The sequence below is a fragment of the Mesorhizobium sp. BR115XR7A genome, from assembly GCF_020165315.1.
GTDB classification, from domain to species: Bacteria; Pseudomonadota; Alphaproteobacteria; order Rhizobiales; family Rhizobiaceae; genus Mesorhizobium; species Mesorhizobium australicum.
The window spans coordinates 150,194-164,859 of record NZ_JAIUHW010000003.1; the positions used below are offsets into that span (position 1 = coordinate 150,194).

General features: G+C 64.6%; 16 protein-coding genes and 1 pseudogene. 9 read left to right on the top strand and 8 right to left on the bottom strand.

The features are described from left to right. The first annotated feature begins 12 nt into the window (after window positions 1-12). Entirely contained in the window at window positions 13-1,641 is a 1,629-nt protein-coding gene (locus LB557_RS07630) for an ABC transporter substrate-binding protein (RefSeq protein ID WP_224642182.1), read from the top strand. 87 nt (window positions 1,642-1,728) lie between these two features. Continuing rightward, entirely contained in the window at window positions 1,729-2,832 is a 1,104-nt protein-coding gene (locus LB557_RS07635; RefSeq protein ID WP_224713041.1) for a serine hydrolase domain-containing protein, read from the top strand. A 65-nt stretch (window positions 2,833-2,897) separates the two neighbouring features. On the opposite strand, the gene LB557_RS07640 is transcribed toward LB557_RS07635, so the two are convergent. From LB557_RS07640 to LB557_RS07650, 4 genes and pseudogenes are all read right to left on the bottom strand, one after another. Continuing rightward, window positions 2,898-4,004 (bottom strand): Fic family protein, encoded by a 1,107-nt coding sequence (locus LB557_RS07640; protein WP_224713042.1) that lies wholly within the window; start codon window positions 4,002-4,004, stop codon window positions 2,898-2,900. Window positions 4,005-4,250: 246 nt separating this feature from the next. Then, the gene (locus LB557_RS31580; RefSeq protein WP_263496719.1) at window positions 4,251-4,574 is read right to left on the bottom strand and encodes a cytochrome b; all 324 of its coding nucleotides are present in this window, start codon (window positions 4,572-4,574) and stop codon (window positions 4,251-4,253) included. A 74-nt stretch (window positions 4,575-4,648) separates the two neighbouring features. Beyond that, window positions 4,649-4,813, bottom strand: a pseudogene (locus LB557_RS31850) (cytochrome b); the annotation flags it as partial. A gap of 127 nt (window positions 4,814-4,940) precedes the next feature. Then, entirely contained in the window at window positions 4,941-5,666 is a 726-nt protein-coding gene (locus tag LB557_RS07650) for a 3-keto-5-aminohexanoate cleavage protein (protein ID WP_224642187.1), read from the bottom strand. A 201-nt stretch (window positions 5,667-5,867) separates the two neighbouring features. Between LB557_RS07650 and LB557_RS07655 the strand changes: the two genes are divergently transcribed. Beyond that, entirely contained in the window at window positions 5,868-6,062 is a 195-nt protein-coding gene (locus LB557_RS07655) for a hypothetical protein (RefSeq protein ID WP_023774040.1), read from the top strand. Between the two features lie 96 nt (window positions 6,063-6,158). Here the strand turns inward: LB557_RS07655 and LB557_RS07660 are convergent, their stop codons facing one another. After that, window positions 6,159-8,264, bottom strand: a complete 2,106-nt coding sequence (locus LB557_RS07660; RefSeq protein ID WP_224642189.1) for an EAL domain-containing protein — start codon at window positions 8,262-8,264, stop codon at window positions 6,159-6,161. Between the two features lie 230 nt (window positions 8,265-8,494). On the opposite strand from LB557_RS07660, the gene LB557_RS07665 reads away from it, so the two are divergent. Beyond that, window positions 8,495-8,944, top strand: coding sequence for an ester cyclase (locus tag LB557_RS07665; RefSeq protein ID WP_224642190.1), 450 nt, complete (start codon window positions 8,495-8,497; stop codon window positions 8,942-8,944). A gap of 61 nt (window positions 8,945-9,005) precedes the next feature. Here LB557_RS07665 and LB557_RS07670 read toward each other — a convergent pair whose 3' ends face one another. Beyond that, on the bottom strand, window positions 9,006-9,536 hold the full coding sequence (locus LB557_RS07670) for a hypothetical protein (protein WP_224642191.1): 531 nt from the start codon (window positions 9,534-9,536) through the stop codon (window positions 9,006-9,008). Between the two features lie 127 nt (window positions 9,537-9,663). Then, window positions 9,664-9,990 carry a DUF1330 domain-containing protein gene (locus LB557_RS07675; protein ID WP_149902579.1) on the bottom strand — a complete coding sequence of 109 codons (327 nt, stop codon included), beginning with the start codon at window positions 9,988-9,990 and terminating at the stop codon, window positions 9,664-9,666. A 176-nt stretch (window positions 9,991-10,166) separates the two neighbouring features. On the opposite strand from LB557_RS07675, the gene LB557_RS07680 reads away from it, so the two are divergent. The 5 genes from LB557_RS07680 to LB557_RS07700 all read left to right on the top strand — a co-directional run bounded on the left by LB557_RS07680 (window position 10,167) and on the right by LB557_RS07700 (window position 13,756). Then, window positions 10,167-10,859 carry a winged helix-turn-helix transcriptional regulator gene (locus LB557_RS07680; protein WP_224642192.1) on the top strand — a complete coding sequence of 231 codons (693 nt, stop codon included), beginning with the start codon at window positions 10,167-10,169 and terminating at the stop codon, window positions 10,857-10,859. Window positions 10,860-10,993: 134 nt separating this feature from the next. Further along, a complete protein-coding gene (ada, locus tag LB557_RS07685; RefSeq protein WP_224642244.1) occupies window positions 10,994-12,112 on the top strand; it encodes a bifunctional DNA-binding transcriptional regulator/O6-methylguanine-DNA methyltransferase Ada in 1,119 nt (372 codons plus the stop codon). A 14-nt stretch (window positions 12,113-12,126) separates the two neighbouring features. Continuing rightward, window positions 12,127-12,345, top strand: a complete 219-nt coding sequence (locus LB557_RS07690; RefSeq protein WP_224642193.1) for a hypothetical protein — start codon at window positions 12,127-12,129, stop codon at window positions 12,343-12,345. A gap of 122 nt (window positions 12,346-12,467) precedes the next feature. After that, a complete protein-coding gene (locus tag LB557_RS07695; RefSeq protein ID WP_224642194.1) occupies window positions 12,468-13,016 on the top strand; it encodes a methylated-DNA--[protein]-cysteine S-methyltransferase in 549 nt (182 codons plus the stop codon). Then, window positions 13,013-13,756 (top strand): 2OG-Fe(II) oxygenase, encoded by a 744-nt coding sequence (locus LB557_RS07700; RefSeq protein ID WP_224642196.1) that lies wholly within the window; start codon window positions 13,013-13,015, stop codon window positions 13,754-13,756. The genes LB557_RS07695 and LB557_RS07700 overlap by 4 nt, the downstream gene beginning before the upstream one ends. Here LB557_RS07700 and LB557_RS07705 read toward each other — a convergent pair. Further along, window positions 13,734-14,666: a LysR family transcriptional regulator gene (locus tag LB557_RS07705; protein WP_015316991.1), complete on the bottom strand. Its 933-nt coding sequence runs from the start codon at window positions 14,664-14,666 to the stop codon at window positions 13,734-13,736. The genes LB557_RS07700 and LB557_RS07705 overlap by 23 nt on opposite strands.

The following is a 14,666-nucleotide window of genomic DNA, read 5'->3' on the forward strand; positions in this document are numbered from 1 at the left end:
GGAGCGTTTGCGATGAAATCTCTGCGCGCGGTGCTTGCCCCGTCCCTTCTGGCCACGTCCCTCCTGGCCACGTCCGTTCTGGCCTCATCCGTCCTTCTCGGCGGACAGGCCTACGCCAAGACGCTGGTCTATTGCTCGGAAGCCAATCCCGAGACCTTCAACCCGGCGATCGGCATCGCCGATTCCACCATGGACGCCGCCGCCAAGACGATCTTCAACCGGCTGGTCGAGTTCAAGCCGGGCACCACCGAGGTCGGCCCGGCGCTCGCCGAAAGCTGGGATGTCTCGTCGGATGGCAAGGCCTACACCTTCCATCTCAGGCACGGCGTGAAGTTTCAGTCGAACGAGCATTTTTCGCCCAGGCGCGACTTCGACGCGGACGACGTGCTCTACACCTTCAACCGCCAGCGCGACGCCAACAATCCCTATCACAAGCTTGGCGGCGGCTCTTACGAGTACTTCAACGCGCTGGGCATGGGCACGCTGATCGACAGAATAGACAAGGTCGACGACTACACCGTGCGCTTCACGCTGACGGCTCCCAACGTCACATTCCTGGCCGGGCTGGCGCTCGACTATCTCTCCATCCTGTCGCTGGAGCAGACCGAAAAGATGGTCGCGGCCGGCACGCCGGAGCTGATCGACAGCATGCCGGTCGGCACCGGACCGTTCGTGCTTGAGGCCTATGTGCCCGACAGCCAGGTCCGTTATGCCGCAAACAAGGATTACTGGCGCGGCGCGCCGAAGATCGACACGCTGGTCTTCGCCGTCACGCCCGAGCCGACCACCCGCGTCGAGCGCATCAAGGCCAATGAATGCCAGGTCGCCGCCCCGCCGCCGCCAAGTGCCGTCGCCGACCTGCGCAGCGATCCCGACATCACGGTTCTCGATCTCAAGGGCCAGAACATCGGCATTCTCGGCTTCAATGTCGAGCACCAGCCGCTGGGCGACGTGCGCGTGCGCACGGCACTGGCCAAGGCCGTCGACCGCAAGGCGATCGTCGATGCGGTCTATGCCGGCGCCGGCACGGTGGCCGGCAGCGTCGTGCCGCCGGCGCAGCTCGGCGCCGTCACCGATGCCGGCATCGAGTACGATCCCGATGGCGCCAAGAAACTGCTCAAGGAAGCGGGCCATGAAAGCGGCCTCAAGATCAGCCTGTGGGCGATGCCGGTGTCGCGCCCCTACAATCCCAACGCCAAGCGCATGGCCGAGATGATCCAGGCCGACTGGGCGAAGGTCGGCGTGCAATCGGAGATCGTCAGCTTCGAATGGGGCGAATACCTCAAGCGCACCGCGGCGGGCGAACAGGACGCCTTCCTGCTCGGCGGCAGCAGCGACAATGGCGATCCCGACAACATGCTGAGCTATCTGCTCTCCTGCGACGGCGTGAAGGGTGGCTCCAACCGCTCGCGCTGGTGCGACAAGGATTTCGAGAAGCTGCTCGACGAGGGCCGCGTTGCCGCCGACCCGAAAGAGCGCGCCGCGATCTATGGAAAGGCGCAGGCCATCCTGAAGGCCGAGGTGCCGGTGGCGCCGATCGCCCATTCGATGGTGGCGATCCCGATCCGCAAGAGCGTGCTGAATTACGTGCTCGACCCCTTCGGCCGGCAGAATTTCGCCGCCGTCGACATTGCGGAGTGAGGCTTGTCGCGCTGGGTACCCCCCTCATCCGGCCGCTACGCGGCCGATTTTGCGAAGATCCCGCGATCCACAAAAAGCGAGACCACCATGCCAAAAGACCTGAACGCTCTTCTCGCCACCTACATCGCCGATGGCGCGGTGGGTGCGTCGCTCGCCTATGCCAGGGGTGACACCACACCAACCGCCCTCACATCAGGCCTCGCCGATCGCGCGCTGGGCACGCCTGTCACGTCGGACCAGCTGTTCAAGATCGGCAGCTGCACCAAGACCTTCGTCGCCGCGGCCCTGGTCAAGCTCGCCGAGACCGGCAAGCTCGACCTCGGCGCGCCGATCGCCTCCTGGTTCCCGGACCTGCCTGGCGCCAAAACCATTTCGGTACGCCAGCTGGTCAACCATCGCAGCGGCCTGCCGGAATTCGAATATTACATTCCGATGGACCCGAGCCGGCAATGGACGCCGCAACAGCTGGTCGACATCGCCTTCGCCTCCGACAAACAGAAGCCACCGGGCGGACCGGCCGTCTACAACAACACCGGCTATGTCCTGGCCGGCATGGTGATCGAGGCCGTCACCGGCCAGAAGCTGGGCGCCTATGTCAGAAGCGCGGTCCTTGAGCCACTCGGCCTGAACAACACCTGGTCGCCGGCGACCGAGGCCTTCCCCGATAAATCGATGGTGCGCGGCTATTACCACCGGCCGCCGCCGGCGCCGAACGCGCCCACCGACATCGCCTCGGGCGGCGAGATGTGGCGCATGGACGGCGTGCTGCCCTACTCCGAAGCGCTGCAGGATTCGTCCGACTCCTTCCCCTTCGGCGCCGCCTATGGTTGCGGCGACATGGTGTCGACGCCGTCAGACATGGTGGGTTTCATGCGCGGCCTGTTCTCCGGCGGACTGTTGTCGCCGCCGTTCTTCGCCGAGATGTTCGAACACCGCGTGCCGGCGAGTTTCCCCGGCACCCGCATGCGCGAGACGGGCGCGGGCATGTTCCAGAGCACCTATGCGGACCGCGCCTTCTACGGGCACCAGGGCAGCATTCCGGGCTACGTCGCCGTCATGCTGCACGATCCCGAGACGGACCTCACCATCGCCATGACCAGCAATGTCGGCTCCGGCAATCGCCTCTCCTTCCAGGCGAGCGGCATGCATCCGGTGGTGGACCAAGCGATCGCGACAATCTTGCGGCTGTGATCTTAGGGAGGGTAGGAAATCGAACTGCTGCCGTCAGAGGGCCTCACGCGATCTATGCGCGGACGTCAGCCATCTCTGCGCCTCTCGAAGAGCTGGAGGTATCGTTCGAACACGAAAAACCGATTGCGTCTTTGGCCGGTGACTTCGATTAGAACGCCGTGGCTTATGAGATCGGCAATCAATGACGTAGCCGTGTTTGTCGTCGTGTCCAACAGAATGGTGACACCCTTCACGTCGACCAATGGTTGCCTGTAGAGATGTCTTACAAGTTGTTGCGCGTTTCCTTGACGGCGATTGCTGAAGCGCGGCAGCGTTTCCCGTTCTATCCGCTCTTTAAGCACCAGAATTTTGCGGAACACGTCAGCAGACGCACGCGCTGTCTCTTCAACTCCGTGGAGAAAGAAAATCAGCCAGTCGCGCATATGGTTGCCCTCGCGTACGGCCATGAGGTGATCGATATACGCTGTCTTGTTGCGCTCGAAATAGTCGGACAGATAGAGCGCGGGTTTGACAAGAAGCCCCTGCGAGGCGAGGTAAAGCGAAATCATCAGGCGGCCCAGCCGCCCGTTGCCATCCAGGAACGGATGGATGGTTTCGAATTGATAGTGGGCGATCGCAATGCGGATGAGTGGCGGTACGCGCAGGCTGTCGGCATGGGTGAATTTTTCCATATCGCTCATGAGCTCGGGAACATGCTCGTGATGCGGGGGCACGAAGACCGCGTTTCTTAGACTCACGTCAATCCAGTTCTGACTGGTTCGAAATTCGCCGGGTTGCTTGGTGTCGCCGCGCACCCCCTGCATGAGGATGGCGTGAGTTTCCTTCAGTAGCCTGTTGGAGAAAGGCAGGCGCTCCAGGCTGGTAATGGCGCTATTGATCGCTTGGATATAGTTCTGCACCTCCTCCCAGTCGTCGCGTGCCTCAGGAGACAAATCTTCGAGCTGCTTGAAAGCGTCCTCGATATTGGTGTGGGTGCCTTCGATCCGGCTGGACTGGGTTGCTTCCTTCGCAACGTACATGCTGATGAAAAAATCGATATCGGGAACGAGTTGTGCGAATGCATTCAATTCACCCAATGCTCGATCGGCGCGGCCAAGCACCTCTATGATGTTCGGGTCGGAGACGATCCAGGGATGATTGATCGAGGTCGGCACGAAGCTGCGATGTTTCAACCGCTTTTCGTACTGCCCCGCCTTGTAAGACGACAAATCCATATTTCAGAAACGTCCACGATTTCTACAATAAGAAAATCGTTATGTCAGATTCGACCAACCTCCAAAAGCTATTTCAATTTCTCACCAGGTTTCTGAAATAAGGGTTCGGCTATTTCAGAAACTTCCGTATTGTGGCTTCGACGGGCCAGCGGCCTGCACCCGGTGGTGGATCAAGCGATCCGTACCATTCTCGACTGACCGCGTTTAGCCGCTCCTCCGGGAAGACGGATCGGGCAGGCCCGGCAGCATCTGGCTCAGCACCCGGTCGCGAAGGAAGAAATGGTGGAAGATGGCGGCGGCCGCGTGCAGGCCGGCGATCCACATCATGACGTCGCCGAGCGTGCCGTGGATCTCCGCCAGCGGCGCGCCCCAGCTGCCGGAAAACGGACCGATAGCTCCCAGCCCATAGACAGTGACCGGGTGGCCGCCGAACAAGGCGCCGACCATGGCTGTCGCCGGAACGGCGAACAGCAGCGCATAAAGCGCCCAATGCGTTGCCTTCGAGGCGACCTCCATCCAAGACGGCATGGCCGGGGCATCGGAATGCGGTCGAACCGACGCCAGATCAGGCGAACGACCAGCAAGCAGAAAACGGTGAAGCCGAGCGACTCGTGCAGCAGCAGCGTCGACGCCCTGGCCGCTGAATAGACCCGCTCCGGCGGACCGCCCGCCGAGACCAGGAAGGCAATGAGCACCAGCAATGCCGTCAGCCAATGCAATGCCTGGGCGAGGCGCCCATAGCGGGTTGTCGTGCCGGACAGCGACATGCGAGAGCTCCGAAACGGTTGGACATCTCCCCTCGCCCGCAAATGTGGCCTTATTTCAGCTGTTCCTCAATCGCCTTGCCCGAGCGAATGGCATCGCCGAGTTCGCCGGCGCGCGGCCCGACAAGGTTCAGCTCATACTCGTGGAGTGGAAATTCGCGGCGGTCGCGGCCACGATCTCGGCATTGTCCCTCGCCACCGTTCCATCGGCGAGTGTCTTGCCGTCCTCCAGCCCGACCCGTGTCGACCAGCGCTTTTGCCGCGCAAGGGCGACGAACGGCCAGACCGTGCCGTCGACGCCGTGCAGCAGGATCTGCCGCCGCACGCTCGCGCGTTCGAGAATGGCGGCGATGCCGTGCGCCTCGTCGAGGGCTGCAGGCAGGTCCGGTATGTCGATCTCGATCAGGATGCGCAGTACGCGGCCGTGATCGGCGAGCGTCACGAAGCGCTCGGCATCTTCCGTCGTGGCCAGCCCCGCCTCGATGCCGACGCCCTGCTTGCGCAACAACTCCATCACGGCGGGCGCGTCGGTTTCTGAAAGATTGACCGAGGCATAGTCGGGCAGTTCCCGCCAGGCGGCGATCGCCGCGCGGGTGCGCGCCACATCGTTCTCGATCCAGGCGCCGGTCGAGACGCCGATCAATGTGCCCGGACAGGCCTGGCGCACGGCAAGGACCGTCGCATCCACCGCCGCCAGGCTTTCGCGCCCGCCGGCGCCGCGCGAATGGATGTGCAGTTCGGCGGCACCCGCGGCGACGCAGGAAGCCGCATCGCCGGCCATTGCCTGTGCCGTCAGCGGTAGCCTGGGATGGAAATCGCGCGAACGCGCGCCGTTGATGCAGGCTTGGACGATCATCGATTTCACCTCGGGCAAAAGAGCGCAGTCTAGACAAGCCGCCAAACCGCGCAAAGCCGGCAGGGCCGTCACTCCTGACACGATGGCGCCGCCAGCAGCACGGCGTTCGCCGGCATTTGAATAAAAGGCGCCTGTGGATATTTACCCCACCTTGCGCCAGGCAGGCCAATATCCATCAGGGCGGGATCATGGAGGGAACCATTGACCAGCGATTTTTCAGCCGCCCGTCTCCATCTCGAACGCGCCTACCATTATCTGCGCGGCAATGACGAGACGAGCCGCGCCACATGCGAGGCCCTCGACCTGTTGATCGAGATGGTAGCGGAAGCACAACACAGGAAGCCGGAACCCGGGGTGCTGGAATTTCCGCGAGCGTCGGCACGCCGACTCGGCTGAACAGCACGCGTGGCGTTGTTCAGCCCGCGCGGATCAAATCTTCGTCTTCACGCATGTCGCTCCGGGCCGCTTTTGGAGCGGCATGCATTTGATCTCTCAGGACGCCTTGCGTCTCGACGCGGCACCGGCCATTCGCGCCGATTGCGCCACGACCCGCTCCAGCGGTTCGGGCCGGTGCAGCAGAAAACCCTGACCGAACTCGACGCCCATATCGGCCAGCATGGCTACCGTGTCCTGCCGCTCGATCTTCTCGCCCACCACGGCGCAGCCGAGGCTGCGGGCAATGCTGGTGATGGCCAGCACGATCTCGCGGTCGAAGCGGCTTTCGGTGACGTGCTCGATGAAGGAGCCGTCGATCTTGATGGCGTCGACCGGAAAGCGCCTGAGATATTCGAACGAACTCATGCCGGCGCCGAAATCGTCGAGACTGACCCGGCAGCGCCGCTCGCGCGCCTTGCGCACGAACGCCTCGGCGGCGTCGAAATTGGTGACGGCGGCGGTTTCGGTGATCTCGAAGCCGATGCCGGAATGCGGCGTCCCGGTCTCCTCGATGACCCGGTCGACAAAGTCCCACAGTCCTGGGTCGCTCAGCGTCTGCGCCGACAGGTTGAAGCCGAGCGTGATCGCGCCGGACTTCATCGCCGCGCCGTGCCGAGACAGGGCGGTGCGGATGATCCAGCGGTCGAGCCGCGCGGCAACGCCGAAACGCTCCGCCGCCGGAATGAACTCGCCGGGCGGGATCAGCCGGCCGCCCTGTCCGGCAAGCCGCGCCAGCACCTCGACATGGCGGCTCTCTTCCCAGGGCCTGCCCAGCCGGTGGATCTGCTGGCCGAACAATTTCAGCCTGCCGTCATCCATGGCGTCGACCGTGTCGGCGGCGAGCCGCGCCGCATTGAGGCCGACCGAACCGGAGACGGCATCGGTCGAAAACAGCGCGAAGCGATCGCGCCCGGCGGCCTTGGCCGCGTAGCAGGCATCGTCGGCGCAGGCCAGCGCGTCGGCAACCGTGGTGGCACGGTCGCGGACGACGGTGATGCCGATGCTGGCCGCCAACCGGCGCGACGTCGCGGCGAGGCCGAGATCGGCGTCGCGCACGGCCGCCAGGATGGCGCCGGCCAGACCTTCGGCTTGCACGGCGTCGCAATCGGGCACCATCAGGGCGAACTCGTCGCCGCCGAGCCGCGCCGCATGCGCCGATGGCGGCAGGCAGCGGCCGATACCCGCCGCGACGCTCTTCAGCGCCAGATCGCCGGCGGCATGGCCGGCGAAATCGTTGAGGGCCTTGAAGTAGTCGAGGTCGACATAGAACACCGCCAGCGGCACGGCCGTGGCGATATGGTGGGCGAGCAGACGGTCGAAGGCGGCGCGGTTCCAAAGGCCGGTCAGCGCGTCGTGGCGGGCGGCGAAGGCAAGCTCCTGTTCGCGCAGCTTGTCCTCGGTGATGTCGCGCACGGTCCCCAGCACCTGGCCGGTGGCACCGGCGGCGGCGATGAAGCGCAGCAGCGATTCGACATGCCGGATCTGGCCGTCGCGCTTGATAATGCGGTACTGCGCGGCGATGACGCCGTCGGTTCCCAATGGCACCCTGTGGGCGCGTTCGGCGGCGTCCTTATCGTCGGGATGCAGGTAGCTGTGCCAGAGATCGGCCGTCACCTCGTCGGTCACTGCGACGAGGCCGAATATCTCTCTTGTGCGCGTGTCCCAATAGCTCTTGTTGGTAGCGATGTCGTAGTGCCAGATGCCGGTGCCGCTGGCGGCGAGCGCCAGGCGAAAGCGGATATTGACCTGTTCGAGCGCGGCTTCGGCCGCCTTCTGCTTGGAGATGTCGGTCTGCACGCCCATCAGCCTGAGCGGCTTCCCGTCGGCGTCGCTCTCGACGATGCCGCCTCGGTCGAGCACCCAAACCCAATGGCCCTGCTTGTGCTTGAGCCTGAGTTCGGTCTCGATGGCGTCGGTCAGCCCGGCAATGTGGCGGTCGCCGCTGGCCTGCGCCCGTTCCCGGTCGTCGGGATGGGTAAGCTGCAGCCACAGGTCACTGGTATTGGCGAGTTCGCCGTCCTCGTAACCCAGCATCCGGGCCCAGGTCGCCGAATAGAAGCAGTCCCCGGTGCTGAGATCCCAGTCCCAGACGCCAAGATGGGCGCGCTCCAGGGCCTTGGCCCAGAACGCTCCGCTGCGACTTTTCTTATCCTGACCCGCCATCGCCCGTTCCGCCACCCCCGTCCCTGGGCAATCTGCGGCAAAACCAGAGAAGAAACCGTTACCGGGCCGCGGAAGGGCGGAATGTCCACGCTCCCGGCGACAATCTTGGCATCAGCCTTTCGATTGGCCGGCAAGAACCGGAGTTTGGCGCGCCTCGATTGGTCATAGGAATGGCCGTGTTCACCAGCCAGTCCGGTGATCACGAAGCAAGACAGGAAAAGGACCTCCCAATGACCAAGCAGGAAGACAACAAGGCCGTCGTCGTCAGATGGTTCACCGACTTCTGGGGTGAAACCTGCGACCTCTCCGTCGTCGACGCCGTCGCGGCCCCCGATATGCTGCTCAAATACTCGCTGCACGAGCCGCGCCGCGGGCGCGACGACATCAAGGCCTTCATGACCGATTTTCGCGCAGCCTTCCCGGATCTCAACTTCTGGGCCACCGCCGATCTCATCGCCGAGGGCGACTATGTCGTCGGCCAGTGGGAGGGCGGCGGCACGCATACCGGCCCGGCCTTCGGCGATTTTCTCATCGGTTCGCTGCCCGCCGCCACCGGCCGCACGATGCGCTTCACCGGCACCACGGTGCTCAAGGTGATCGACGGCAGGATCGTCGAGGAAATCGGTCTCGACGACGGCGTCACCGCCCTTACCCAGCTCGGCCTCATCAAGCCCGCCTGAGAAATCTCACGCAGAACCGAGGTGGGGGCCAGGCGGCATTGCCGCCGCCTGGCTATGCCGCTTACTGGCTCGGCGCCATCGCGTGTTCGCACGACACTTTCGGGTTCATGTCGGCGAACGTGCCGGTCGGGTTGCCTTTCCAGGCCCAGACATGCAGTTCGTAGAACTCACCCAGGCCATAGCGGTTGGGCGCGCTGTTGAAGTTGAACAGCTGTCCCTCGAGCGACGCCGGCCCCTTCGAGGTAATGTATTCGACCGCCACCAGCTTCAGCGTGCCGTCGGCCATCGGCTCGTACATCACCGCTTCGGGACGGGCGATGTCGATCTTGTCGTCCTTCAGGTACCCGCCATTGACATAGTGGATGCCCATGGCGCCGCCGGTGATGCCGCTGGCGCAGGGAATGGGCGCATAGCCTTCCGCCGTCGCGGCGTTGACATCGAGAAACCGGCTGTTGGCGGCCCGCACCTTTTCGGCCAGCGGATTGGCACCGGACGCGGTTTCAGCCGCCTCCTGGTGCGCCTGGGCAAAGGTGGTCCAGGCGGCCAGAATGGCCCCTGCCACGAAAAGCCCGTTGCGAAAATCGCGTATCATGTTTGTTCCATTCTTCTTGAAAAAGCACAGCGGGCCGGCCGCCGAAAATACGGAGGCCCGGCAGGCAAGCGCCGTGGCTGTTGTTGCTTGGTGATCCCGGATACGGTGCAAGGAATGCCGGGAGAGATCATCCCTTCGGCAGATACGGGATCGTTCCGGCCAGATCGGTGTCGTCGATCAGCTGGAAACGGCTGTCGCTGCCGCCCTGGCGGGCCGAAACGAAGGGCGCGTAGGCCGGATCGTTGGTGAAGGCGCGCGCCGCCGCTTCCGACGGGAACGCCATCAGGGCGATCAGCGTGGTGTCGAGCGGCTTGCCTTCGAGCGTCTTCACATTGCCGCTGCGCGACAGATATTTGCCGCCATGCTTGTGGACGAGGTCGTGCACCGAGGCGGCATAGGCCGGCACCCATTTCGGGTCCTTCATCTTGATGTCGGCGATAACGTAAGCAGTCATTGTCGTCTCCTGGTTGCGGCGCACAGGGATATCCCGTGCAACCGTCCAGAGGGCTCGCATGGCGGGACCCGAGCCGACCAGTCCGCGATCTGTACTGGGCCGGTACAGTTTCTGTACTCGCCGCTTCAATCACGAAGGACTAATGTTGCCCGCAGGTTCTAGGGAGAGGCACGGTCATGACCCAGCACGGATACAAACAGTTCTGCCCGCTATCGATGGCCGCCGAGGTGCTGTGCACCCGCTGGACGATGGTGCTGATGCGTGAGCTTGTGGCCGGTTCGACCCGTTTCAACGACTTGCGCCGCGGCGTGCCCAAAATGTCGCCGACCCTTCTGTCGCAACGGCTTAAGGAGCTCGAGCTGGCGGGGATCGTCGAGCGCAAGGAGGTCCCGGGAGAAAAAGGAATTTTCGACTATCGGCTGACGGAAGCCGGCCGCGATTTGCGCCCGGTCGTCGAGGCGATGGGCTTCTGGGGGCAGAAATGGGTCGAGTCCCGCCTGTCCCTCAAGAACCTCGATCCGTCGCTGCTGATGTGGGACATGCGGCGCAATTTGAACCCCTCGCCGCTGCCCGAGGGACGCACGGTGATACAATTTCTGTATCAGGAACTCCCCGCCTCCAAACGCTCCTGGTGGCTGATCGTCGAAAAGCACGGCGAAGTCGATCTGTGCTGGTATGATCCGGGCTTCGACGTCGACCTCTATGTCTCGACCGACCTGCACACGATGACGGCGATCTGGATGGGAGTGCTCACCGTCGAGAAGGCCGGCCCGAAGGTCGCCCTGACCGGCGACCAGGCCATCGGCAGGAAGATGCAGGCCTGGCTGGGGCTGAGCCCGTTCGCGGTGGAGCCCAAACGCGCGGCGTAGGAGCCGGTCCTGTCTGTGCAGGCATTCTCGGCTGCGCTCACATGCAACATCCCGGTTCCAATCACGCGTGCGCCTCCTGACAGTTGTCAGGAAACGGGTGGCGAGGCCGGCTTTTGGCGGCTTCAATGCCGGCCATGTTCATCACCCTGGCCAAACATCTGCAACCCGCGCCGCTGCCGGTGGCCGACGATCCACGCTGGGCGCGCATTGTCGCCCGCGACAAGTCGGCCGACGGCGCATTCTGGTATTCGGTGGCGACGACCGGCGTCTATTGCCGGCCCTCCTGTCCGTCGCGGCGCGCCAACCCCGCCAATGTCCAGTTGCACGACACTTTACAGGCGGCGAAGGCGACAGGCTTTCGCCCATGCCGGCGCTGCAATCCGGACGGCCCTTCGCTCGAGGCCGCCAACGCCGCGATGATCGCCGATGCCTGCCGCAGGATCGAGCAGAGCGAGGAGGAACCGTCGCTGATCGAACTGGCCGATGCCGCCGGCCGCAGCCCCGGCTATTTCCACCGCGTCTTCAAGGCGGTAACCGGGCTGACACCGAAGTATTATGCAGCGGCCGGGCGTGCCGCCCGGGTCCGCCAGGGGCTGGAAGACGGCGTCAGCGTGACATCGGCGATCTACGATGCGGGCTTCAATTCGAGCGGGCGCTTCTACGAGAAATCGACCGGCATGCTCGGCATGACGCCGACGCGCTATCGCGCCGGCGGCGCCAACGAAGAGATCCGCTTCGCCGTCGGCGAAACTTCGCTCGGCACCATCCTGGTCGCCTCGAGCCGGAAAGGCGTCGCCTCGATCCTGCTCGGCCAGGACCCCGACGCGCTGGTGCGCGACCTGCAGGACCGTTTCCCCAAGGCGCGGCTAGTCGGTGGCGACAGCGACTACGAGGCGCTGGTGGCCCGCGTCGTTGGCCTCGTCGAGGCGCCGGCGCTCGGTCTCGACCTGCCGCTCGACGTGCGCGGCACCGCGTTCCAGCAGCGCGTCTGGCAGGCCTTGCGGGACATCCCGGCTGGCCGCACGGTTTCCTATGCCGAGATCGCCGGCCGTATCGGCGCGCCGAACGCAACCCGCGCCGTCGCCGCCGCCTGTGCCGCCAACGCCCTTGCGGTCGCCATCCCTTGCCACCGTGTGATCAGGAAGGATGGCGCCCTGTCGGGCTATGCCTGGGGCGCCCAGCGCAAACGCGCGCTGCTCGACCGCGAGGCCGGCGATGCTGCGGAGAATGCCTCGCGGTCCTCGCGGGCCTGACGGCAATGCGCGCGATGGCCAGTTCTTCCACCACCGGTGCGAACGGTCAGGTCGCCAACGGCGCTGCCGTCAGCCTGGAGGACGCGGAGGCGCTGGTGTTGGCCGTCATCGGCACGCTTGTCGAGGATGGCAAGGCCGAGTGGAGCCGCACGACGACCGGCGAGTTCGAGCTGCGGCTGATATCAGGCGAAGTTTTTTTGCTGGACGAGGTCGGCGTCACCCGTGTCGCTTGAGGCGGTCCAAAACCGCACCTGCTTTCGCCGTTCAGCCCCCTGGATTGAATTTGAAAGCAAGCATCGGAGTGAGCGGCACCGGCCAGTTCGTTAGGGTCAAGGCATAGACAGGAGTGAAGGCAATGAACCACATTCAAACCGATATGCAGGCGACAACCACCAGCGTCCTTGACACCATCAGCTACGCCATCGGCCAGTCCGCGCTTGGAAACATCCTGGCGGCGCGCAGCCCCATCGGCGTCTGCGCCATCCTCATCGGCGCCGACGCCGGCACGTTGCGGCAGGACCTCGCCAACCGCTTCCCCGGCAGGGTGCTGCTCGAAGACGCGGCCGGCCTGCGCGATGATCTCGCGGCGATAGCGCGCTTCATCGAAACGCCCGGCGCCGGTCTCGACCTGCCGCTCGACATACGCCACGGCACGCCCTTCCAGCAGCGCGTGTGGGAGGCGCTGCGCGCCATCCCATGCGGTGCCACCGTCACTTACACCGCCCTAGCCCGGCGCCTCGGCGTGCCGGACGGCGCCCGCGCCGTGGCGACGGCCTGTGCCGCCAACGCCATCGCGCTCGGCATTCCTTGCCACCGGGTGTTGCGCGCCGACGGCTCGCTGTCCGGCTACCGCTGGGGCATCGAGCGCAAGCGCGCCTTGCTGGAAAGGGAGGCCGCGATATGAACGCCGACGCCAGGGTCGCGCCATCGCTGGTCGCAGCCGCCGAGACACGCATCGCCGCCTATGACTGGCAGGCGCTCGCCACCGAGCTCGACAGCTTCGGCTGCGCGGTGATGGAAAAGCTGCTCTCGGCCGATGAGTGCCGGCAACTCGCCGGCCTCTATCCCCAGGAGCAGCATTTCCGCAGCCACATCCACATGGCCAGGCACGGTTTCGGCAAGGGCGAATACCGTTATTTCCGCTATCCCTTGCCCGATCTGGTCGGCGGCCTGCGCGGCGCGCTCTATCCCAGGCTGGCCGCGGTCGCCAACCGCTGGAACGAGCGCATGGGGATCGCCATGCGCTATCCCGCCACGCATGGCGCGTTTCTCGACCAGTGCCATGCCGCCGGCCAGGTCAGGCCGACGCCGCTTTTGCTGCAATATGTGCCCGGCGATTTCAACTGCCTGCACCAGGACCTCTATGGCGACCTCGCCTTCCCGCTGCAGGTGGCGATCCTGCTTTCAGAACCCGGCGAGGATTTCACCGGCGGCGAGTTCGCCCTGACCGAACAGCGGCCGCGGATGCAGAGCCGGGTCGAAGTGGTGCCCCTGCGCCAGGGCGATGCGGTGGCTTTCGCGGTCCACAACCGGCCGGTGCAGGGCACGAAAGGCAACTACCGCGTCAACCTGCGCCACGGCGTCAGCCGCCTGCGCTCCGGCATGCGCCACACGGTCGGCATCATTTTTCACGATGCGAAGTGAGCGCCGGCTCATGCTCCCAATAGGGCGGATCGCCGAAAGCGTTGCGCAGCCATGCGGTAAGTGCGCGCAGTTTGGCGGATCCGCGCCGATCCTCGGGACAAGCGATATAGATGGTGGCTCCTTCAGGCTCCGCACCCACATCGACGACCGTCAATCGCTTGTCGGCGATCTCGGTGCGGATGAAGTAGGCGGGGAGCAGCGCCAGGCCTAGGCCGGCAAGCGCGGCGTCGCGCATCAAAATCCCATTGTTGACGCGCAGCGCGGTTTCCGGGCGGATCGTCACCAGCCGCCGCGAAATCTTGAACCGCCAGTCGGCGGCACCTCGGATGGAATAGATGATGCCCTTGTGGCGCTTCAAGTCATCGGTGGTCACGGGCAACCCGAATTGCTCGGTATAATCCGGCGAGGCCACCAGGAAGCGACGGCTGGAAGCCAACTTCTTGACGATCACAGGTCCATCTTCGACGACCGGCCCATGACGCACAATGGCATCGTAGCCATCGGCCACCATGCTGACGAAACGATCCTCGAGATCGAGCGTCAGTTCGATTCCCGGGTGCTTGGCCAGGAAGCCATATAGCGCCGGGCCGAGATGGAGGATGCCGAAACTGGTCGGCGCCGATATCCTGAGCGGCCCGGCGAGTTCGCCGCGGCGCTCGGCGATTTCGGCGCGGGCATCGGCCACCTCCTGCATGATGCGCTTGGCGCGCTCGTAAAAACCTCGTCCCGCCTCGGTGATGGAGAGTTTGCGGGTGGTGCGGTCCAGCAGCTTTGTGCCGAGGCCGCGCTCCAGTTCCGACAGTCGCTCGCTGATGACGGATTTCGACAGGCTCATGCGCCTGGCCGCTTCGCTGATCGAACCGGATTCCGCTACGGCGACAAACGCGGCGGCCGATTCGAGCTTCAGCAT